At 68.2% G+C, this 21,322-nt stretch carries 21 protein-coding genes; 7 read left to right on the top strand and 14 right to left on the bottom strand.

Features of this window, described 5'->3' with window-relative positions; translation table 11 throughout:
• Window positions 1-68: 68 nt before the first annotated feature.
• The 4 genes from FOB47_RS11265 to FOB47_RS11250 all read right to left on the bottom strand — a co-directional run bounded on the left by FOB47_RS11265 (window position 69) and on the right by FOB47_RS11250 (window position 3,602).
• Complete coding sequence (locus tag FOB47_RS11265; protein ID WP_174782394.1) at window positions 69-1,094, bottom strand: Ldh family oxidoreductase; 1,026 nt, start codon at window positions 1,092-1,094, stop codon at window positions 69-71.
• A gap of 11 nt (window positions 1,095-1,105) precedes the next feature.
• Complete coding sequence (locus tag FOB47_RS11260; protein WP_174781111.1) at window positions 1,106-2,044, bottom strand: hydroxyacid dehydrogenase; 939 nt, start codon at window positions 2,042-2,044, stop codon at window positions 1,106-1,108.
• Window positions 2,044-3,219, bottom strand: a complete 1,176-nt coding sequence (locus FOB47_RS11255; RefSeq protein WP_053820953.1) for a UxaA family hydrolase — start codon at window positions 3,217-3,219, stop codon at window positions 2,044-2,046. Before FOB47_RS11255 ends, FOB47_RS11260 begins: the two co-directional genes overlap by 1 nt.
• A 101-nt stretch (window positions 3,220-3,320) precedes the next feature.
• A complete protein-coding gene (locus FOB47_RS11250) occupies window positions 3,321-3,602 on the bottom strand; it encodes a UxaA family hydrolase (RefSeq protein WP_174781110.1) in 282 nt (93 codons plus the stop codon).
• A gap of 285 nt (window positions 3,603-3,887) precedes the next feature.
• On the opposite strand from FOB47_RS11250, the gene FOB47_RS11245 reads away from it, so the two are divergent.
• The 4 genes from FOB47_RS11245 to FOB47_RS11230 all read left to right on the top strand — a co-directional run bounded on the left by FOB47_RS11245 (window position 3,888) and on the right by FOB47_RS11230 (window position 6,801).
• On the top strand, window positions 3,888-4,625 hold the full coding sequence (locus FOB47_RS11245; protein WP_053820952.1) for a GDSL-type esterase/lipase family protein: 738 nt from the start codon (window positions 3,888-3,890) through the stop codon (window positions 4,623-4,625).
• Between the two features lie 131 nt (window positions 4,626-4,756).
• On the top strand, window positions 4,757-5,569 hold the full coding sequence (locus FOB47_RS11240; protein WP_174781109.1) for an AraC family transcriptional regulator: 813 nt from the start codon (window positions 4,757-4,759) through the stop codon (window positions 5,567-5,569).
• A gap of 86 nt (window positions 5,570-5,655) precedes the next feature.
• Entirely contained in the window at window positions 5,656-6,402 is a 747-nt protein-coding gene (locus FOB47_RS11235) for a dienelactone hydrolase family protein (RefSeq protein ID WP_174781108.1), read from the top strand.
• Between the two features lie 114 nt (window positions 6,403-6,516).
• The gene (locus tag FOB47_RS11230; RefSeq protein ID WP_151022771.1) at window positions 6,517-6,801 is read left to right on the top strand and encodes a hypothetical protein; all 285 of its coding nucleotides are present in this window, start codon (window positions 6,517-6,519) and stop codon (window positions 6,799-6,801) included.
• A gap of 101 nt (window positions 6,802-6,902) precedes the next feature.
• Here the strand turns inward: FOB47_RS11230 and FOB47_RS26285 are convergent, their stop codons facing one another.
• The 5 genes from FOB47_RS26285 to FOB47_RS11210 all read right to left on the bottom strand — a co-directional run bounded on the left by FOB47_RS26285 (window position 6,903) and on the right by FOB47_RS11210 (window position 11,807).
• Entirely contained in the window at window positions 6,903-7,031 is a 129-nt protein-coding gene (locus FOB47_RS26285) for a hypothetical protein (protein WP_257720532.1), read from the bottom strand.
• A 213-nt stretch (window positions 7,032-7,244) separates the two neighbouring features.
• Entirely contained in the window at window positions 7,245-8,183 is a 939-nt protein-coding gene (gene copD / locus FOB47_RS11225) for a copper homeostasis membrane protein CopD (RefSeq protein WP_174781107.1), read from the bottom strand.
• Window positions 8,184-8,187: 4 nt separating this feature from the next.
• On the bottom strand, window positions 8,188-8,574 hold the full coding sequence (gene copC / locus FOB47_RS11220) for a copper homeostasis periplasmic binding protein CopC (protein ID WP_174781106.1): 387 nt from the start codon (window positions 8,572-8,574) through the stop codon (window positions 8,188-8,190).
• Window positions 8,575-8,628: 54 nt separating this feature from the next.
• Window positions 8,629-9,825 (bottom strand): copper resistance protein B, encoded by a 1,197-nt coding sequence (locus tag FOB47_RS11215; RefSeq protein ID WP_174781105.1) that lies wholly within the window; start codon window positions 9,823-9,825, stop codon window positions 8,629-8,631.
• Between the two features lie 47 nt (window positions 9,826-9,872).
• Complete coding sequence (locus FOB47_RS11210) at window positions 9,873-11,807, bottom strand: copper resistance system multicopper oxidase (protein WP_174781104.1); 1,935 nt, start codon at window positions 11,805-11,807, stop codon at window positions 9,873-9,875.
• 225 nt (window positions 11,808-12,032) lie between these two features.
• Here FOB47_RS11210 and FOB47_RS11205 point away from each other — a divergent pair, with 225 nt between their 5' ends.
• Window positions 12,033-12,719 (top strand): heavy metal response regulator transcription factor, encoded by a 687-nt coding sequence (locus FOB47_RS11205; RefSeq protein WP_053820946.1) that lies wholly within the window; start codon window positions 12,033-12,035, stop codon window positions 12,717-12,719.
• A complete protein-coding gene (locus tag FOB47_RS11200) occupies window positions 12,719-14,122 on the top strand; it encodes a heavy metal sensor histidine kinase (RefSeq protein ID WP_174781103.1) in 1,404 nt (467 codons plus the stop codon). Before FOB47_RS11205 ends, FOB47_RS11200 begins: the two co-directional genes overlap by 1 nt.
• A gap of 154 nt (window positions 14,123-14,276) precedes the next feature.
• Here FOB47_RS11200 and glmS read toward each other — a convergent pair whose 3' ends face one another.
• Together glmS and glmU are read right to left on the bottom strand one after the other, a co-directional pair.
• Window positions 14,277-16,115, bottom strand: coding sequence for a glutamine--fructose-6-phosphate transaminase (isomerizing) (gene glmS / locus FOB47_RS11195; protein ID WP_174781102.1), 1,839 nt, complete (start codon window positions 16,113-16,115; stop codon window positions 14,277-14,279).
• A 127-nt stretch (window positions 16,116-16,242) separates the two neighbouring features.
• A complete protein-coding gene (glmU, locus tag FOB47_RS11190; protein ID WP_174781101.1) occupies window positions 16,243-17,616 on the bottom strand; it encodes a bifunctional UDP-N-acetylglucosamine diphosphorylase/glucosamine-1-phosphate N-acetyltransferase GlmU in 1,374 nt (457 codons plus the stop codon).
• A 290-nt stretch (window positions 17,617-17,906) separates the two neighbouring features.
• On the opposite strand from glmU, the gene FOB47_RS11185 reads away from it, so the two are divergent.
• A complete protein-coding gene (locus FOB47_RS11185; RefSeq protein ID WP_244959400.1) occupies window positions 17,907-18,803 on the top strand; it encodes a DUF6279 family lipoprotein in 897 nt (298 codons plus the stop codon).
• A 93-nt stretch (window positions 18,804-18,896) separates the two neighbouring features.
• Here FOB47_RS11185 and ttcA read toward each other — a convergent pair whose 3' ends face one another.
• The 3 genes from ttcA to FOB47_RS11170 all read right to left on the bottom strand — a co-directional run bounded on the left by ttcA (window position 18,897) and on the right by FOB47_RS11170 (window position 21,320).
• The gene (gene ttcA / locus FOB47_RS11180) at window positions 18,897-19,877 is read right to left on the bottom strand and encodes a tRNA 2-thiocytidine(32) synthetase TtcA (RefSeq protein ID WP_174781100.1); all 981 of its coding nucleotides are present in this window, start codon (window positions 19,875-19,877) and stop codon (window positions 18,897-18,899) included.
• 128 nt (window positions 19,878-20,005) lie between these two features.
• Window positions 20,006-20,398 (bottom strand): dihydroneopterin aldolase, encoded by a 393-nt coding sequence (locus FOB47_RS11175; RefSeq protein ID WP_053820943.1) that lies wholly within the window; start codon window positions 20,396-20,398, stop codon window positions 20,006-20,008.
• An 88-nt stretch (window positions 20,399-20,486) separates the two neighbouring features.
• The gene (locus FOB47_RS11170; protein WP_053820942.1) at window positions 20,487-21,320 is read right to left on the bottom strand and encodes an SDR family oxidoreductase; all 834 of its coding nucleotides are present in this window, start codon (window positions 21,318-21,320) and stop codon (window positions 20,487-20,489) included.
• Between the last annotated feature and the right edge of the window lie 2 nt (window positions 21,321-21,322).

The following is a 21,322-nucleotide window of genomic DNA, read 5'->3' as shown; positions in this document are numbered from 1 at the left end:
CCATCCGTACTTTGCGGACCTCGGCGTATTGGGCGGCCAGCGCGGAGGCCGGCCTGAGCTGACGCTTGCTAGGCCGGACGACCCTCCCCGGCCAGCGCCTCCAGTTCGGCCAGCAGCGGGGCGGGCACGGCGATGCCCTCGCGGCTGGCGCGTTGTTGCGATGCCTCGCGGCGCGCGCCCGGCAGGCGCGTGCCTGGGTCGGCCAACATCGCCGCCAGCAGCGCCTCGACGCGATCGTGATAGACCTGCTCGCCGCTGAACGCCGCCGGATCCAGCACCAGGAAGACCTGGCCGATGCGCGGCCGTCCGCCGGCGTCCTCGAAGAAGGAATCGGCCTCCGCGCCGAATTGCGCGCCGGCCAGGGACACCACCAGCAGCTCGACCAGCAACGCCAGCATCGCGCCCTTGACGCCGCCGGCGGGCAGCATCGAACCGCGCAGCGCGGCCGCCGCGTCGGTGGTCGGCTCGCCGGCTTCGTCGAGCGCCCAGCCCAGCGGAATCGGCTTGCCGGCCTTGGCTGCGACCATGATCTTGCCGCGCGCGACCTCCGACAGCGACAGGTCGATCACCACGGGCGCCGCGCCGCGGCGCGGAAACACCGCGGCGATCGGATTGGTGCCGAACAGCGGCTTGCGCCCGCCCCAGGCCGGCATGGCCGCCGGCGAGTTGCCCAGCGCGATGCCGATCATGCCGGCGGCGGCGACCGGCTCCAGGTGCGAGGCGGCGGCGCCGAAGTGATGGCTGTTGGTGACCGCGGCCACGCTGACGCCGAGTTCGCGCGCACGGACGATCGCCTGCTCGATCGCCATCGCGCAGGCCGGGAAGGCGAAGCCGCATTGGGCGTCGACCAGAAGCGCCGCGCGCCTTTCGCCATTTCGCGCCTGCAGAACCGGCACCGCCGCCCCGTCGACGCGGTCGTGCCGCAGATGCGCGACATACATCGGCACCCGGGACACGCCATGCGAGGCGAGGCCCGCCGCATCGGCGCGCACCAGCGCCGCGGCGGTGGCTTCGGCCTGCAGCGCGCTGGCGCCGGCGCGGCGCAGCGCGGCCTCGGCCAAACGCGTCAGGCGTGCAGCGTCTACCGCTTTCATGTCGGCGGCGCTCATGTCGATGCCTCCTCCAGCGCCTGCCGCACCTGCTGCGCGATCAGCATCGACACGCGCGCATTGGCTTCGCGCGTGACGCCGCCGATATGCGGCGTCAGCACCAGATTGGCCACGCCGTCCAGCGGCGAGCCCGCCGGCAGCGGCTCGCGCTCGAACACGTCGAGCGCGGCGCCGGCCAGATGCCCGTCGCGCAGCGCCTCGGCCAGCGCGGCCTCGTCGACCACGCCGCCGCGGGCGGTATTGATCAATACCGCCCCCGGCCGCATTGCCGCGAGCCGTCGCGCGTCGAGCAGATGCCGGGTCGCCGGCACCAGCGGCACGTGCAGGCTGACCGCGTCAGCTTCGGCGAGCAGCGCATCGAGGCCGCGCGGCGCGACGCCGCTGCGTTGCCAGACCGGATCGTCATCGCGCAACATCGGATCATGCGCAACCACGCGCATGCCGAAGGCCTGCGCCAGCGCCGCGGTCTGCCGGCCGATATCGCCGAAGCCGATCAGGCCCAGCGTCTTGCCCAGCGCCTCGCGCCCCTCCGACAGCCGCGCGCGCGGCCACTTGCCCTGCATCACCTCGCCGCTGCTCTGATAGCCGCCGCGCAGCAGCATTGCCGCCGTGGTGACGACGTACTCGGCGACCGAGCGCGCATTGGCGCCGGTGGCCGGGATCACGCGGATGCCGCGCGCCCTGCACGATTCGACGTCGATGTTGTCCAGGCCCACGCCGAGCCGCCCGACCACGCGCAGCCGCGGCGCGGCGTCGAGCAGCGCCACATCGACCTGGGTGCGGTTGCGCACGATCAGCGCATCGGCCGCAGGCAGCGCGGCCAGCAGCTCGGCGCGCCGATCGACCCAGTCGGGTTCGTAGCGCAGTTCGAACCCGGTCGTCAGCGCGGCCACCGCCTCCGGGTCCATGAACTCGCTGATGCAGATCCGCTTCATCAGGCCGACTCGTGAATGCGCGTCAGCACGAACTCGCGGTGGCCCAGCGCCTCGGCCGCGGTCCAGCGGCCATTGGCGGTCGCCAGCATGCATTCGAGCAGCTTGTCGCCGGTCTGGTCCAGGTTCAGTTCGCGCTGCAGCAGCCCGGAGCAATCGACGTCCATATGCTCGCTCATCAGGCGCACGGTACGCGGGTTCGCGCACAGCTTGATCACCGGCACGATCGGGTTGCCGATCACGTTGCCCTGCCCGGTCGGGAAAAAATGCACGACAAAGCCCGAGGCCGCGCACAGCGTCACCATCTCGGCCGCGGCCGACGACGAATCCATGAACCACAGGCCCGGATGGGTCGGCTCCTCGGCCTTGTCGAGCACGCCATCGACGGTGCACTTCTTGCCGATCTTCTGGATGTTGCCCAGCGCCTTCTCCTCGATGGTCGTCAGGCCGCCGGCGATATTGCCCTTGGTCGGCTGCGACTCCGACAGATCGGTGGTCTTCCAGCGGTCGATCATGCTCTGGTAGCGCTCGAACATCGCCATGAACTGGTGGCGGACCTCGTCGTTGGCGCAGCGCGCCGCGACGATATGCTCGCCGCCGGTCAGTTCGGAGGTCTCGCCGAACACCAGTGTGGTGCCGAGCGGATGCAGCTTGTCGAAGGCATTGCCGACGGTCGGATTGGCGCCGCAGCCGGAAGTGGTATCCGACTCGCCGCACTTGGTCGATACCCACAGGTCGGCGATCGGGCATTCGACGCGATGCAGCGCCGTGGCGTACTGCACGAATTCCTTGGCGGCTTTCGACGCGCGCTTGATGGTCTCGTGATCGCCGTGGCCCTCGATGCCGAAGCCGACCACCGGCTTGCCGGTCTTCGCGATACCGTCGACCACGCGCTTGGTCCAGCCGTCCTCGATGCCGATCACCACCACGGCGGCGACGTTCGGATTGCTGCCGGCGCCGATCAGCGTGCGGAAATGCAGCTCCAGATCCGGGCCGAACTGCAGGCGGCCATACGGATGCGGAATCGCCATCGTGCCCTTGATGGCATGCGCGACGGCCTCGGCGGCGGCGTTGGACAGGTCGTCCAGCGGCAGGATGATCACGTGGTTGCGGACGCCGACCCGGCCGTTATCGCGGCGGTAGCCCCAGAAGGTGGTGTTTTGATCGATGATGGACATGGCTTGGTGTTCGGTTCTCGGATGACTGGATCGCCTCGTTGGCGGGAATGGCTGCGAGAGCGGGGATGGCAGGAACGTCCCGCGCGGCCCCGCGGCGGCGCTTACCAGCGCTTGGTCTTGATGTTGTGCACGTGGGCGTGCTCGCCGGCCTTGATCGGCGCGACCACCTTGCCGATGTCGACGCCGTACTTGTAGACCGTGTCGTTCGGCGCCATGTCGCGCAGCGCGACCTTGTGGCCGATCGGGATCGGCTGGCGCGCGGTCACCGTGATGGTGCGGTCGTCATCCATGATCCAGGCGTTCAACTCGGTGCCCGCCTCGATCCCTTCCACCACGGCCACGGCCACCGTGTCCTTGGCGTCGTGCAATACGACGTGAATCATCGCTGTGTCTCCTCTGTGGGTTGGTGCGTGCATCGGATCATAGGTGGTGAAATCATAAAGGTCAACCAACTCATCTATATGAATTAGATGTATATCGATGTGCACTTCTGACGCCCTGGCGCACGCCAACCCGGCTTACCCTGGAAATGAGAAGCGTTTGCTGTCGCACGGACGGAAGCCGGCGGGCCGACCGAAGATCGGGTTCGCGGAGCTTTCCATGGGCTCGGCCGCCCGGCACCGGCGGGAGATCGGCCCCCCAACCTCCGCTCACAGGGAGAGTCGGTCATGCGTCCGATCAGGCTGCTATTGATGGCATCGCTGCTGCTGAATCTCGCGTTCGTCAGCGCCACCGTGATGGCGGTCCACCGCCTCGGCGGCATCGGCTATCTCGCCTTCAAGCTCAAGCACCGCGACGACGGCTCGGGCTACAGCGCCGGGCGGCTGCAACATCTGCGCTCGCTTGACGCCACGCTGCCCGCCGGCAAGATCGTCTTCGTCGGCGACTCGATCACCGAAGCCGGGGAATGGGGCGAGTTCCTCGGCCACCACGATGTCGTCAATCGCGGCATCGGCGGCGATTCGACGGCGCGCATCCTCGATCGCATCGAGTCGGTGGCGAAGACGCGGCCGTCCAAGCTGTTCCTGATGGCGGGCATCAACGACCTCGGCGCATTCGACGAGCGCGAGGTGTTCGATCGCTATCGGCAAATCGTGGACACGGTCAAGCGCGTGTCCCCCGGCACGCGGATCTATCTGCAGAGCACGCTGCCGGTCAACCGCGAGATCCGCGACACCGGCCGCGACAATGGCCGCGTCGCGCAGCTCAATGCGCTGCTGGCCGAACTGGCGGCCAGGGACGACCGGGTCGAGTGGATCGACGTGGGCCGCGCGCTGGCCGACCCTGACGGCAATCTGGACAGCGCCTACACCTATGACGGCGTGCATCTGAACGGCGCGGGCTATGCGCGCTGGAAGGCCGTGATCCTGCCGTATCTGCAGGGCACGAGCGTTGCGGCGCGATAGCGCACCATTGCGCGCGCCGGCGTTCGGGGGACATGCGCGGCCTGCCAGAACCGGCTTCTGGTATGTTGTGCGTCGCGTCTTGCGCCCGACGCGTTCGTCCCTTCTCCGCCGCCTCCCCGGAAGACCCAGCCATGTTCCTGGTGATCGCCCCTTGCCTCGCGTTGGCGCCTTACGTCAACGGCTACTGGTTCGTCCAGGATCTCGAGGGCGTCTACGAAGGGCAGCCGATCGTCACGTGCCCTTACCCGGGCGCGGTGCTGTCGGTCAACTTCGGCCGTCCCAATGCGATGGAGGGCGGCCCGACGGTACCGAAGGTGTCGCTGCTGGGTTTCCAGTCGGCCAGCCGCCGCTGGCGCTCGTGGTCGGACACGTATTTCGTCATGGCAATGCTCAGCCCGGTGGGGTTGGCTCGGCTGTTTCCGGGCATTGGCGCGGACTGCAAGGATCGCTTGATCGACCTCGCCGCCTGTCTGGGCGACGGGCAGGCCTACACGCTCGAGGCCGACCTCAGCGCCGCGTGGTCCCCTGTTCGTATCGCCACGCAACTGGACGCCTGGCTGCTGCGGCGCCTCGACGCCATCCGGGCGCCAATGGAACTGCCGGCCCTCGCGGCAGCCCACACGCTGTTGCGCCAGGGCCGGCAGGTGCAGGACATCGCCCGGCTGACCGCCGTCGATCGCCGCCAACTGCACCGATGGTTCGAGCGGCATCTCGGCCTCGGCCCCAAGCAGCTGATGGACCTGGAGCGGCTGCAGTCGAGCATCCAGGCCGTGCAACGCGGCAATGGAGACGCGCTGTCCGGCTACAGCGACCAGGCGCACCAGATCCGCAACTGGCGGCGGCGACTGGGCCGGACGCCGGGCGGCTACGCCCGCGGCGGTCCATCGCCGCTTGCCGAACACTTCGGCGCGCAATCGACTGGCGGCCCGGCGTTCTACCTCTGACGGCGCGACGTCCGGCGTCCCAAACGTTCAATACGGCACGTCCGTGCGGCGGCATCCTGCCGGTGGCACACGACAGGGAGGTACGTATGGACGTTGAAGAGATGGCGCTGGAACGAACGCTGGTCGACTACACCGACGGCGAGACCACCTTCGAGGGTTACGTGGCCCGGCCCACGCGCCTCGGGCCTTCCGCGCCGTGCGTGCTGCTGGCGCACGAGTGGAGCGGCCTGAGCGAACCGATCAAGCGCAACGCCGACCGGCTGGCCGCACTGGGCTACGTCTGCTTCGCCGCCGACGTCTATGGCAAGGGCGTCCGCGGCGACCCGATGGGCGACAACTCGCATCTGATGAATCCGATGCTCGCCGACCGTGCCCTGCTGAGGCAACGGCTGCTGGCGGGATTCGATGCCGCCATGGCGCTCCCCGGCGTCGATCCGGCCCGCATCGCCGCGGTCGGCTACTGCTTCGGCGGCCTGTGCGCGCTCGATCTGGCGCGCGCGGCACCGCCGAATCTCGTCGCCGCGATCAGCATTCACGGCGTGCTACGGCCGCCACGGATCGGCCGGCAAGGGCCGATTTCCGCAAGCGTGCTGCTGTTGCACGGGTGGGAAGACCCGGTCGCGCCGCCGGCCGATGTGCTGGCCATCGCCAGCGAACTGACCGACGCAGGGGCGGACTGGCAGTTGCATGCCTATGGGCACGCCCGCCATGCCTTCACCTTCGCCGGCGCGAACATCCCGGAACGGGGGATCGTTTATGACCCCAAGGCCGACAGGCGCTCATGGGCGGCGATGAAGGGATTCCTGGCCGAGGCGTTGGAGGCGAAAGCCTAGCGGCAGCGCCCCGACTGTTGAGGCGACTTTCATATACAGGCGCCGCTGAGCGGGAAAAAGGCCCATCCAGTTGCCTTTACCAATTTTCCTTGGCGCGCCCCGCCAAACTCCGCCTTGGTGGATATCTACGTCGTCGCGCAGGAGCTATCGATGGGAAAAAGGAAAGTACTGGACGAGCGGGCCATGCAGCTCGCTGAAGCTCTAATACCTGCGTTGGCCGAATATGCTTTAAGACGAGCCCGCGATCGCGCGTTGACTCTTGGCGGCACGGTCTTGGAAGCGATCGATGGCAAGCTGGTAGAAACAAGCGTCGACGCGAGCCAGCGCTTTATCGCAAATCTGCCACCGGCCACGCCTATCAGGCCGGGGAGTAAGCGCCTTCGGTCGCGCGGCGATTGACCCGACATTGACCGCTGAGGTGGGTTTGCTGGCTTCCTGACATAAAAACAAGCGGCAGACGCCATGCCGGCATCTGCCGCTACATCTGCGCATCGCGCCGCTTACTTCTGTTGCTGCTGCTTGCGCTCGCGCTGTTGGCCGCCTTGCTGCTGGCCGCCCTTGCTTTGTTGCTGTTGTTGCTGCTGCTTGCTGCCGCTCTTTTGGCCTTGGCCTTGCTGTTGCTGAGTCATGATGGTCTCCGGATGTGCGGACATGACGTCCGGACCCGAATGGATGCATCGAGCGTGCCAGCGGACAGATCGGGCGTGATACCGACGTGAGGAGACCTATCGTCCGCAGCGCAGGCGTCATGCGCTTCGGCAAGGCCGTCGCTAAGGCAGTCGGTGTCGCAGAATCTGCACGAGGTATTGTCAATGCTGCAAACGAGCCTTGGCCTACCGCGGCTACCCCCCTTGCAGCGCCTCCGGCGACAGCGTGCCGAGCCAGGCCACCAGCGCCACGATGGCCGTGGCGCAGCCGGTCTCCAGCCACAGGCTGCGGCGCAGCGCCGCTGCCGCCGAGCGCGCTTCGCCTGAAGCCCGCGCCGCTGCCAGGCGCGAGCTGAGGCGATAGCGGTTCAGGGCGGCAAGCCCCAGCATCGCACCGAACACCGTCAGCTTCGCCAGCAGCAACACGCCGTAGGGGGTCGAGGCGACGCCGGCCAGCGACGGGCCGACGATCAGCCAGTAGTTGATGGCGCCGGTTACCACCAGCGTGGCGACGACCAGCGTGCCGACACGTGCAAACCCGCTGGCGACGCGAGCGAGCATCGCCACTTGGGCCGCGGTGGCGCGGCGCACACCGGCGGCCATGCAGACGAAGGCGAGCAGCGCGCCGACCCAGGTACCGGCCGCAAGCAGATGCGCGATGTCGGCGCCCAGATGCACGTAGCGGCGGGCTCCCTCGTCCATGGCGCCGTGGCCGGACCACGCCAGCGTGGCGAGCGCCACGGCCGCCGCAACGGTCGCCAAGCCCAGGCGAAGCCCGTATGGGGAGCCGCGGAGGCACAAGGCAGGCAACGCGGCAAGCAGCGCCGCCATCCGCACACCCCAGGCCACGCCCCAGTCGGTGGCGCTCAGCACCATGCCGACGGTTTCACGGTCCAGTTGCGCGTATTCCGCGACGCCCGACAGCGCCTTGGCCATCATCAGCAAATTGCCGGCGGACAGAAGCAGGCCCGCAATTGCGCCACCGGCTGCCGCGTACAGCATCGCCGTGGCGAAGCGCGATCGCCGCTCGTCTCCGCGCAGCCCGTGCACGACAAAAAACGGCAGCCCGAACACCAGCATCAGGTCCAGGTACAGCGCGAATCGCAACAGAACGAGCGGCCAGTCCGGCGGCATCGGGTCACTTCACCTGGAACGAGATCCTGCCGCTGACAGGATGCGTATCCGATCCGACCGCACGCCATTCCAGACGATAGCTGCCCGGCACCAGCGGCTTGGCCGGCGTGACGACCAGCGTCTTCGGATCGTCGCCCGGCGACACGGTGACCGCGATCTTCATCGGGCCATGATTGGCCATGCCCGGCATGCCGGTCATCAGCAGATTGGCGCCGGAAAACTGCCTGACCAGCCCCTCGGAAAACCGCAGTTCGATCCGGTCCGGCGCCGACACCTGGGCCTTATCGGCCGGCGTAGACGACAGCAGCTTCGGATGCGCAAGCGCGGCCTGGGCGATCAGCAGGGTCGCGCCCAGCGACAGCCATTGGATGGTCTTGCGGACAGCGCGCATGGCAGCCCTCCAGAAAGTCGGCAATCGAGACATCGGCAAACAAGTCAGCGCGGCTCAGAACCACACGCGCACGCCGGCGACAAAACGCGTTTCGCCGCTGCGGCCGCCCGACGCGCGCACCATGTCGGCGGTATTGCCGAACGCCTGATAGCGCTCGACGCCGATGTAGGGCGCGAACTGGCGGCTGAACTCATAGCGTAGCCGCACGCCGACCGCGCCATGGGACAGGCCGCTGCCGACGCCGACCTCGCGGTCGTTCTTGCCGTAGACATTGGCCTCGATGCGCGGCTGCAGGATCAGGCGCTGCGTGATCAGCAGCTCGTACTCGGCAGACAGCCGCAGCGCCGTCCGCCCTTCGGTGCCGAGGTAGCCGGTGGCGTCGATCTCGAACCAGTAGGGCGCCAGGCCCTGCACGCCGAACGCGAGCCAGTTGCGCGCGGGGCGGCCGTGACCCGCGTCGTTGCGGATACCGAGCTGGGTGTCCCAATAGCTGGCGATCGCGTGGCCCCACAGCAGTTCGGTGCGGGCCTCATGGACCTTGCCGCGTTCCACGTCGCCCTCGGCCTTGATCACCAGCCGGTCGTAGGTATTGCCGAACCAGGCCTGTGCCTCGTACGCGGCGGCGTTGGTGTCGCTGCCGCGCGCCCATTCGAGGCGGTCCACCAGCACCGAGCCGAACAGATGCTCGTCGGCCATGTGCAGCTGCCGATGGGGACCGAGCGCGTACTGGCCGACGCCGAGCCGATGACCGCCGGAGTAAGCGTGCGGATCGCGCGCATCGGGGGGAGCGCTGCCGCCCTGCATCTTCATGTCGCCGTGATCCATCGCCGGTGGCGGAGCGCTGGCGGGCGGCACGCCTAGCCCGGTGCCGTGGGCGCCGTGGTCCATCGATTGCGCAGTGCCGTGGTCCATGTGGTGCATCGCGCCATGGTCCGGGCCCGGCTTGTCGGCGTGCGCGGCAGCGGCTTCGGCGGGCTTGCCGGCCGCAGGCTGTGCCGCGGCCGGTTGATGGTGATGCCCGTGGTGGTCGTCGCGCCCGTGCTGCTGCTGCTGCTGCTGCTGATGCTGCTGGTGCTGGTGCTGGTGCTGGTGCTGGTGCTGCTGATGATGCTGCTGCTGGTGCTGGTGTTGGTGGTGGTGGTGGTGGTGCTGGTGATGATCACCGTGATCGTGCTGGTGCGGCTGCTGTGCCAATGCGGCGCTGGCGCCGGCGGACGCCAGCAGGAAGGCTGCAAGTGTTTTCGAAGGCATGGCTCGGGCTCCGTGCGTCTTGGAATTCGGATGAAAGCTCGGGCCCGTCAGGCCACCACCACTTCGCGGAACATGCCTGCGTCCATATGCATCATCAGATGGCAATGCCAGGCCCAGCGGCCGAGCGCATCGGCCGTGACGAGGAAGCTGATGCGCTGCGCCGGCTGCACCGGAATCGTGTGCCGGCGCGCCTGGAAGGTGCCGTCCGGCGCCTCCAGCTCGCTCCACATGCCGTGCAGATGCATCGGGTGGGTCATCATCGTGTCGTTGTGCAGGATCACGCGAAGCCGCTCGCCGTGGCGGAAGAACACCGGCGTCGACCGGCCGAACTCCAGGCCGTCGAACGACCACGTGTAGCGCTCCATATTGCCGGTCAGGTGCAGCTCCACCTCCCGGCCCGGTCCGCGCGGATCCATCGGACCGCCGACGGTGCGCATGTCGGCCAGCGTCAGCACGCGCCGTCCGTTGTTGCGCAGGCCGATGCCGGGGTCGTCCAGATTGGTCCGCGCCATGTCGACCCGCATGTCGGTGCTGGGTCCGTATTCGGTGCGCGCATGGCGGGCGGTCCTGCTGGGCACCTTCAGCGAGCCATCGGCCGGCATCGCGGCCATCGCATGCTGGCTGTGGTCCATCGCCATGCCGCCGTGGTGCATGCCGTGCATGCCATGCGCCCCGTGCGTGCCATGCGCCCCGTGCGTGCCATGCGCCCCGTGCGTGCCGTTCGCGCCGTGCGAGCCATGCGTGCCCCGCATGGCGCCATGGTCGTGCCCGCCGCCATGGCCCATGCCGGCCATCCCAGCCGCGCCCATCGCCCCCATGTCGCCCATCATGTCGGTCATGGTCAGCCATTCGGCCTTGTCCAGCGCGGGCACGGCGGCCTGCAGGCCTTCGCGCGTCGCCAGCGTGCCACGCGCGTAACCGGTGCGGTCCATCGACTGCGAGAAGATCGTGTAGGCCTCGTCGCGCGGCTCGACGATGACATCGCAGGTCTCGCCGGGGCCGAAGCGGAATTCGTCGACCGTCACCGGCTCGATGTTCTGGCCGTCGACCTGCACGACCTTGAGCTTCAGCCCGGAAATGCGCACGTCGTAGAAGGTATTGCCGCTGCCATTGATGAAGCGCAGGCGGACCTTGTCGCCCGGCCTGAACAGCCCCGTCCAGTTGCCGGCCGGCGTCACGCCGTTGGTCAGATACGTCAGCGTATGCGCGGACAGATCGGCCAGATCGGTCGGGCTCATCCGCATCTGGTTCCACATGCGGCGCTTGTCGACGGCGGCCTTGACGCCCTCGTTGGCGATATCGCGGAAGAAATCGACGACGGTCGGCTGGTTGTAGTTGTAGTAGTCGCTCTGGGTCTTGAGCTTGGACAGCACGCGCATGCCGTCCTCGTCGGTCCAGTCGGACAGCAGCACGGTATGGTCGCGGTCCGCCCGGATCGGATCGTCGTCGCCGTCGATGATCAGGCCGCCGTAGACGCCGGTCATCTCCTGGAAGCCCGAGTGCGAGTGGTACCAGTAGCTGCCGCTCTGCACGACCTTGAATCGGTAGGTGAAGGTCTCGCCCGGCGCGATGCCGGGGAAGCTGATGCCGGGCACGCCGTCCATCTCGAACGGCAGGATGATGCCGTGCCAGTGGATCGAGGTCGGCTCGCGCAGGCGGTTGGTGACGCGGATGGTCACCGTATCGCCCTTGCGCCAGCGCAGCGTCGGCCCCGGCAGCATGCCGTTGATCGTGTGGGCGATGGCGGGCTTGCCGGTGAAGTTGACGACCGCCTCCTCGATGACCAGCTCGAATTCGGTGCCGGACAGCACCGGCGCGCTGCCGCTTCCCGCGCGCGGCGGACGGTCCGCTTGCTGGGCCCATCCTGCGCCGGACACGCCGGACAGCGCACCGAGCACGCCCCCCGCGACCAGTCCCTGCACGAAACGCCGGCGGGACAGGTGGGGCGGCACGGCCAGGATGGTCGGGGCAACGCGTGGCATGGAAGCGGTCCTTGTTGTCTTGTCGTGGTCTATCGTGGCCGCCAGCATAAGGAGGCCGCAGTAACCGCCCAATTACCCCGACATTACATTCCGGTAATGTTGGCGTCATGTTGGGTAGCGCGGCCCTACACTATCGCGACGGTTGCGCAGGGCGACGATGGCGGGCCTGGCGCGAAAGCGGGCCAAAAGCGGGGAAGCGGGAAGCGGAGAAGCAGGAAAGCGCCGATGAAATTGCTGGTAGTCGAAGACGAAGCCAAGACCGGGGAATACCTGCGGCAGGGCCTGACCGAGGCGGGGTTCGTGGTGGACCTGGCCGCCAACGGCCTGGACGGCCAGCATCTGGCCATGACGGAGCCCTACGACCTGATCGTGCTCGATGTGATGCTGCCCGACGTCGACGGCTGGCGCATCGTGCAGACGCTGCGCGCCGCCGACAACCGCGTGCCGGTGCTGTTCCTGACGGCACGCGACAGCGTCGCCGATCGCGTCAAGGGGCTGGAGCTCGGCGCCGACGACTATCTGGTCAAACCCTTTGCCTTTGCCGAACTGCTGGCCCGCGTCCGCACGCTGCTGCGCCGCGGCGCCACGCAGGTGGCGCTGGACCGCATCCAGATCGCCGATCTGGTGCTCGATCTGGCCCGCCGCCGCGCGACGCGCGCGGGCCGCCGCATCGTGCTGACCAACAAGGAGTTCTCGCTGCTGGAACTGCTGGCGCGCCGGCGCGGCGAGGTGCTGCCGCGCTCGCTGATCGCCTCGCAGGTCTGGGACATGAACTTCGACAGCGACAGCAACGTGATCGACGTCGCCATCCGCCGCCTGCGCGCCAAGATCGACGACGACTTCGACATCAAGCTGATCCAGACGGTGCGCGGCATGGGCTATGTGCTCGAGAATCCGGAGGAAGGCGACTGATGCCGCGCCTCTCGCTGACGGCCCGGCTGACCGCGCTGTTCTCGCTGACCTCCGCCTGCGTGCTGCTGGGCCTGGGGTGGTTGATCTTCTCGGCGATGGACCGGCACTTCGCCGATCAGGATTACGCGCTGCTCGGCGACAATCTGCGGATGGTCGAACGGATCGTGGCGGCGGGCCCGTCCGACGGCATTGCGGCACGGCTGGCCGACGCGCAGAAGCATCACGGCGGCCTGCTGATCCATGTGCAAGCCGAACCAAACGCGCCGCTGTTTGCGAGCCCCGGCTTCGATTTCGGTGCGGCGCTCGATGCGGTGGCGCGGCCCCGCAAGCACGATCGGGATGACGCGGACGGCATGCAGGCCAATGCGCTCGAATGGCGCCAGAACGGCCAGCTGTATCGCGGCATGGTTCGCACCGTGCAAGAATCCGGCACGGGCGAGCCGCTGCGCATGCTGGTCGGCATGGACACCGAGATCCACGATCACTTCATTCACGCATTCCGCCAGTCGCTGGTGTTCTATATCGCGCTCGCCGCGCTGGCCAGCGGCGTGCTGGGCTGGTGGGCGGCGCGCCGCGGCCTGGCGCCGCTGCGTACCATGGCCTCGCGCGCGCAGACGGTGACGGGCAGCAAGCTGTACGAGCGGATGCCGGTCGAAGCGGTGCCGGTCGAAATGGCCGATCTGGCGGCCAACCTCAACGCGATGCTGGCCCGGCTGCAGGACGATTTCCGCCGGCTGTCCGAGTTCTCGTCCGACCTGGCGCATGAACTCCGCACGCCGATTACCAATCTGATGACGCAAACCCAGGTCGCGCTGTCGCAGCCGCGCGATGCCGGCAATTACCGCGACATCCTGGCGTCGAACGCCGAGGAGCTGCAGCGCCTGGCCCGCATGGTGTCGGACATGCTGTATCTGGCCAAGATGGAACACGGGCTCGACCTGCCCAATACCGAGGCGATCCGCATCGCCGACGAAGTGCGCGCGCTGTTCGACTTCTACGAGGCGCTGGCCGAGGACAAGGCGGTGCGGCTGGACCTGCAGGGAGACGGCCGTATCCAGGGCGACCGTTTGATGCTGCGGCGGGCGCTGAGCAATCTGATTTCCAACGCGCTGCGCCATACGCCGCCCGGCGGCCGCATCGTTGTCGCGGTGGCCGACGCCGGCGACCACGTCGAGGTCGCGGTGGAGAACGACGGCGCCGAGATCGACCCGGCCCTGCTGCCTTCGATCTTCGACCGCTTCTCGCGTGGAGACAAGTCGCGGACGAGGCCGGAATCGGACAGCGTGGGACTGGGGCTGTCGATCACCCGCGCCATCATGCTGGCGCATGGCGGCGATATCGCGGTGCGGTCGGAGCGGGGGAAGACGCGGTTCGGCTTGCGGTTTCCGAGGCGGGGAGACTGAAAGAGCCTGCCGAAAGGGCCGCCCGAAAAGGCCCACCGAAAAGGCCGACCAAGAGGGCCGGCCGAAAGGGCCGACGCCCAAAGAAAAAGGCGCTGCGGCCGATACCTCGCCGCAGCGCCCTTTGCGGGGAGCGATCCCGTTGCCGATTCGGCCCTTACTCCACCGTCACCGACTTCGCCAGATTGCGCGGCTTGTCGACGTCGGTGCCGCGCGCGCAGGCCGTGTGATACGCCAGCAATTGCAGCGGCACCACGTGCAGGATCGGCGACAGGTCGCCGTAGTGCTCGGGCAGGCGGATCACCTGGATGCCGTCGGTCGACGTGATGTGCGTGTCCGCGTCGGCGAACACATAGAGCCGGCCGCCGCGGGCGCGCACTTCCTGGATGTTCGACTTCAGCTTCTCCAGCAGCGCGTCGTTCGGCGCCACCGTGACCACCGGCATCGCCTCGGTCACCAGCGCCAGCGGCCCGTGCTTCAGCTCGCCGGCCGGATAGGCCTCGGCGTGGATATACGAGATTTCCTTCAGCTTCAGCGCGCCTTCCAGCGCGATCGGGTAGTGCAGGCCGCGGCCGAGGAACAGTGCGTTTTCGCGGCGGGCGAAGTCTTCGGACCAGGCGATGATCTGCGGCTCCAGCGCCAGCACGCCGTGCAGCGCGGCGGGCAGGTGGCGCAGGTTCGCCAGCGCCCTGCCCTGGCTTTCCTCCGACAGCGTGCCGCGCAGCTTGGCCAGCGCCAGCGTCAGCATGTACAGCGCGGCCAGCTGCGTGGTGAAGGCCTTGGTCGAGGCGACGCCGATCTCGGTGCCCGCGCGGGTGATGAAGCGCAGCTCGGTTTCGCGGACCATCGCGCTGCTGGCGACGTTGCAGATGCACAGCGTGTGCTCGTGGCCCAGTCCCTTGGCATGGCGCAGCGCGGCCAGCGTGTCGGCGGTCTCGCCCGATTGCGAGATCACGACCACCAGCTGGCGCGGATTCGGCACCGTTTCGCGGTAGCGGTATTCGCTGGCGACCTCGACCTGGGTCGGGATGCGGGCGATCGCCTCGAGCCAGTACTTGGCGGTGCAGCCCGAGTAGTAGCTGGTGCCGCAGGCCAGGATCAGCACGCTGTCGATATTGGCGAACACCTGCGCGGCGCGTTCGCCGAACTGGCTCGGCTCGATGCTTTCGATGCCTTCGAGCGTGTCGGCCAGCGCGCGCGGCTGCTCGAAGATTTCCTTCTGCATGAAATGCCGGTACGGGCCCAGATCGACGGCCGCCGCATGGGCTTCCACCACGCGCACTTCGCGCTCGACCGGCTCGTCGTTGAGGTCGTGGATCGTGATCGCGTCGCGCCGCACGTCGACCACGTCGCCCTCTTCCAGATAGATCACGCGGTTGGCAGTGCCGGCGACGGCCAGCGCGTCCGAGGCGAGGAAGGCTTCGCCCTCGCCGAGCGCCGCGACCAGCGGCGAGCCGGCGCGCGCGCCAACCACGACGTCCGGCTGGTCCTTGGCCACCACGGCAATCGCATAGGCGCCATGCAGGCGCTTGGTGATCGCGCGCACCGAGGCGAACAGGTCGCCGCGCGTGGCGCTGCTCGGATAGGTGTAGGCCTGGTGCACCAGATGGGCGACCACTTCGGTATCGGTCTGCGAATCGAAGCCGTAGCCGGCGGCGCGCAGTTCGTCGCGCAGCGGCTCGTAGTTCTCGATGATGCCGTTGTGCACCAGCGCGATGGTCTCGCCGGAGAAGTGCGGGTGGGCGTTGATGGTGTCGGGCTTGCCGTGCGTGGCCCAGCGCGTGTGCGCGACGCCGATCGTGCCGGACAGGCCCGAGCCGCGCGTCTGCTCGTCCAGGTCCGCCACCCGCGACACGGTGCGGGCGCGCTCGAGCGTGTCTTCGCGGACCACCGCCACGCCGCAGGAGTCATAGCCGCGGTATTCCAGGCGGCGCAGGCCTTCGATCAGAACCGGAACGATATTGCGCGTCGAAACCGCGCCGACGATGCCACACATGTTGCTCTCCCTGGGTGCCGCGGCTCGTGACCGCCTGCATTGATGCCTTGTTCGATGTCCCGGATGGCTGGGCGCTTATGCCGCCCGCCCCCGGTCCTGGCGCGCCGGCCAGCGCGGTGCGCCTATCTTACTTCGTGCCCTGCCTGGGCTGCTTGACCGGCCGCTGCCAGCCCGGAACGGTCATCTGCCTGGCGCGCGACAGCGTCAGCTGGTCCGCGGGCGCTTCCTTGGTCAGCGTGGTGCCGGCGCCCAGCGTGGCGCCGCGCCGCACCGTGACCGGCGCCACCAGCTGCGAGTCCGAGCCGATGAAGACGTCGTCCTCGATCACCGTGCGGTGCTTGTTGACGCCGTCGTAGTTGCAGGTGATGGTGCCCGCGCCGATGTTGACGCGCGAGCCGACCGTGGCGTCGCCGACGTAGGCCAGATGGTTGGCCTTGCTGTGCGCGGCGATCTGGCTGTTCTTGACCTCGACGAAGTTGCCGATATGGACGTCCTCGCCCAGTTCGGTGCCGGGACGAAGACGGGCATACGGCCCGATCCGGCCGTCGGCGCCGACCTGCGCCTGCTCCAGATGACAGAAGGCCAGCACCCGCGCTCCGGAACCGATGCGGCTATCGCGGATCACACAGTGAGGACCGATCTGCACGCCGTCTTCCAGGTGAACCCGTCCTTCGAACACGCACCCGACGTCGATCGTGACGTCTCGGCCACAAGTCAGTTCGCCCCGGATATCGATACGGGCCGGGTCGAGCACGGTCACGCCGGCTTCCAGCAGGCGCATCGCCTGGTTGCGCTGATGCAGGCGCTCGAGTTCGGCCAGCTGCACCTTGCTGTTGACGCCCAGCGTCTCCCACAGCGCGCCCGGCTGGGCGGACACCACCTCGACGCCATCGGCGACGGCGCGCTCGACGGTATCGGTGAGGTAGTACTCACCTTGCGCGTTATCGTTGCGCAGCGTGGCCAGCCATTCGGTCAACTTCGCCGTCGGGCACACCACGATGCCGGTATTGATCTCGCGGATCGCGCGCTCGGCCTCGCTGGCGTCCTTCTGCTCGACGATGCGGGCGATGCTGCCGGCGGCGTCGCGCACGATGCGGCCGTAGCCGGTCGGATCGTCCATCTCGACGGTCAGGATGCCGAAGCGGTCCTTTCTGGCGGCTTCCACCAGACGGGCCAGCGTATCGGCCCGGGTCAGCGGCACGTCGCCGTACAGCACCAGCGTCGGCTGGGCCGGATCGAGCAGCGGCAGCGCCTGCATCACCGCGTGGCCGGTTCCCAGTTGCTGGGCCTGCAGCGCGAAGGCGACATCGGGCGCGGCAACCGCGGCCTGTACCCGCTCGGCGCCATGGCCCACGACCACCACCAGCCGCGTCGGCGACAGCGTACGCGCGGTATCGATCACATGAGCAAGCAGCGGCCGGCCGGCCAGCGGATGCAGCACCTTCGGCAAATCGGAATGCATCCGTTTGCCCATGCCGGCGGCGAGAATGACGATGTTCACGAGGAGGTTCCTAAGTGAGTGCGCCCGAATTGACATCCGGATCGGAAAGACGCGCGACCAGCCCCGACGTGACAGCCGGGCGTTGGCGCCACTGGCGAACGCCAAGCCATTTATCGGCCGCGTTCCGTCCCGGACGGGCTGATGCGGAAGCCGTCGCCGGCACTCCGCCATCGCCCGCAAACCGTTGCCAGACCTTGCCTGGCGGGCGACGGCAAGTGGCCGTCGGCGCGTCCGGCGATTCTAGCATGGGGGGTATCCGCCGCTTGACGGCTGTTGCTCAAATTCACAATGTGCGGTGGCGCGAACTGATCGCGGCCGGGATGCTGGTGTTGCTGACCGCCTGCAATGCGATGAAGCTTGGCTACCAGCAGGGCGACCACCTCGCCTACTGGTGGATCGACAACTATGTCGACGTCTCCGACGACCAGGAGCCCCAGACGCGCGACGCGATCGCCCGCTTCTTCGCCTGGCACCGGCGCGAACAGCTGCCCGAGATCGCGGCCCTACTGCAACGCACCAAGAACGAGGTCCAGGGGCCGGTGACCGAGGCGCAGCTCGAACGCGTGCGCGACGACACGCAGCGCATGGCGCGCGTCGCCTTCGACCATGCGATTCCGGATGTCGCCGATCTGCTGCTGACGCTGACGCCGGACCAGATCAAGCGCATGGAACGCAAGTTCGCCGACGGCAACGAGAAGTACCGCAGGAAATTCCTGCGCGGCAGCCCCGAAGACCGGCTCGAGGCGCGCTACGACAAGGTGATGGAGTGGGCCACGCTGATCTACGGCCGCTTCTCGCGCGAGCAGCAGGACGCGATCCGAGCCGCGCTCCGCCCGGTGGTCGACAACGCCGAATCCCGCTTCGGCGAACGGGTGAAACGACAGCAGGCCTGGCTGGCGCTGGTCCGGCAGGTCCAGGCGGAACACCCGCCCAAGGCGCGCGTGATCGCGCTGCTGCAGCGCTTCGGCGACCAGTGGCAGGCGCCGCCGACGCGCGAGCGCCGCGTCAGCTACGAGGCCAATACCGAGGCGGGGCTGGCGGTGGCGGCGCAGATCGCCAACATGACCACGCCGGAACAGAAGCGCCACGCGGTCGAGCGCTTCCAGAAGTGGATCGAGGATACGCGGTCGCTGATGCGCGAGGCGCCGCGGCAACCGGCCATCGCGCCGTCGCGCGCCGCGAACTGAGACGGCGGGCAAGGGAAAACCGAAGAGCGCGGAAGGCGGGCTGGAGGAGAGCCGGAGAAGCGCTGAATGAACCGGCGCGAGCGCGCCGGGGCCTTATTCGGCCGCCGACGCGGCCGCCGCCGTGGCGGTCCCCGCCGCCGCGCCTTGGGGCTTCGTGTCGCGCACCGCCGGCCTCTCGAAGCGGACGAATTCCATCCGGTTCTCGGCGCTGCCGCCGGCAAACACCAGCGGCTGCTGCGTGAAGGTCGAATCGCCGAACAGCGAGGCCTCGTCGACCTTGGCCAGGCCGGTCGCCAGACCGTTGAAGTCGAACAGCTCGGTATCGGCCAGGTGCGACGGCACCACGTTCTTCAGCGCCGAGAAGATGTTGTCGATGCGGCCCGGGTTCTGCCGTTCCCACTCGAGCAGCATCTCCTTGACCTTCTTGCGCTGCAGGTTCTCCTGCGAGCCGCACAGATTGCAGGGGATGATCGGGAACTCCATCGCGCGCGCATAGGCCGCGATGTCCTTCTCCGAGCAATAGGCCAGCGGGCGGATCACGATGTGCTGGCCGTCGTCGGTGGCCAGCTTCGGCGGCATCGCCTTCATCTTGCCGCCGAAGAACATGTTCAGGAAGAAGGTCTGGACGATGTCGTCGCGGTGGTGGCCCAGCGCGATCTTGTTGGCGCCGAGCTCCTTCGCGGTCCGGTAGATCACGCCCCGGCGCAGCCGCGAACACAGCGAGCAGGTGGTCTTGCCCTCGGGCACCTTCTCCTTGACGATCGAATAGGTGTCGGCCTCGACGATCACGTACTGCACGCCGATGCCATCCAGGTAGCGCGGCAGCACGTCCTCGGGGAAGCCCGGCTGCTTCTGGTCGAGATTCATCGCGATCAGCTTGAAGTCGATCGGCGCCCGCTTCTGCAGCGCCATCAGCACCGACAGCATCGTGTACGAGTCCTTGCCGCCCGACAGGCAGACCAGCACCGTATCGCCGTCCTCGATCATCTTGAAGTCGCCGATCGCGCGGCCCGTCTGCGATTGCAGATAGGTCTCGAGGCGGTAGAAGTTCCTGGAGTGGGTGGTTTCGGTCATGGCGGGGTGGGAGGCAACGGGCGGGGCGCCGTTCTGGCGCAATCGAACCGGGTATTTTAGCGGAGCGCCCCAGCGGCTGCATCAAGTGTCGGCCACGTCACGAAGGCGCGCGGCGCGCCGTGGCTCGCCTAGCTCTTGATATGGAACACCTCGACGCCGACCGAATCGCAGTCCGGGTACACGTCCGGCTTCTCGGTCGACACCCGCACCGCGCGCACCTTGGGGTGGCGCAGCATCGCGCGGGCGACGTCGTCGCACAGCGTTTCCTGCAGGTGCACATGGCCCTGCGCCATGCGCTCGGCGACGGTATTGCGCATGAAGTCGTAGTCGACGACCTCGTGCAGCTTGTCGTCGTGCGGCGTGCTTTCCGCCAGCGGCACGTACAGGTCGATATTGATCAGCACGCGCTGTTCGCCCTTCTTCTCGAACTCGTGCACGCCGATGTTGATCTGCACTTCGTAGTTGCGCAAGAACATGCGGCGGCAGTCTTGCAGGCTGGGATGGGAAAGAGCGGCGGACATGGCGGCGTCGGAGAGAAAGGGCAGAGGGAAGAGAGCCGGGAACCGGCAAAGGCCGCCGATGGTACAGGCGGCGCCGGCTCCAGGGAAGTCATTCGGTCAGGAACATCACGTCGCGCGCGAGCGGCATCAGGTGCTGGCCGCCGTCCACATACAGCGTGGTGCCGGTCACCGCGCGCGCCTCGGCCAGATAGGCGACGGCCTGCGCAATATCGTCGGGCGTCGACGACTGGCCCAGCGGCGTCATCCGGTGCGCGCGCTTGAAGCCGCCGCCGGACTGGTCGCCGGACACCAGCGTGATGCCCGGCGCCACGCCGACCACGCGCAGCCGCGGCGCCAGCGCCTGGGCCAGCTGCATGGTCGCGGTCTGCAGCGCGGCCTTGGACAGCGTGTACGACAGGAAGTCCGGGTTCAGGTTGTCGAGCTTCTGGTCCAGCAGGTTGATCACCACGCCGCGTGCATCGTCCGGCAGCGCGCGGTGCAATTCGCGCGACAGCAGCAGCGGCGCGGCGACATTGGTGCGCATGTGCGTGTCGAGCGAGCCGTACGAGAAGCTGGTGGCGACGTCGTACTGGAACAGCGAGGCGTTGTTGACCAGGCAGGTCGGCGTGCCAAGCGCGGCGGTGCAGGCCGCGATCAGTCCGCCGGTGGCGGCCTCGTCGGCCAGGTCCGCCTGCAGCACCGCGGCGCGTCGGCCGAGCGCGCGGATCTGTGCGGCGACCTCCTCGGCCTCGTCGCGCGAGCGATGGCAGTGCACCGCGATATCCCAGCCGCGCGCTGCCAGCTCCAGCGCGATGGCGCGGCCGATGCGGCGGGCGCCGCCCGTCACCAGCGCAATGCCGCGGCCGTTGCCGGGCGCGGCCGCCTGCGTCGACGAAGCCGCGGACGAAGCGGGCGCGGCGCCGGAAGAAGTGAAATCTGGCATTG

This window comes from Cupriavidus gilardii (assembly GCF_013347325.1).
Lineage (GTDB): Bacteria > Pseudomonadota > Gammaproteobacteria > Burkholderiales > Burkholderiaceae > Cupriavidus > Cupriavidus gilardii.
The sequence above is the reverse complement of the archived record's forward strand: the minus strand, read 5'-3'. Positions and strand labels throughout refer to the sequence as shown.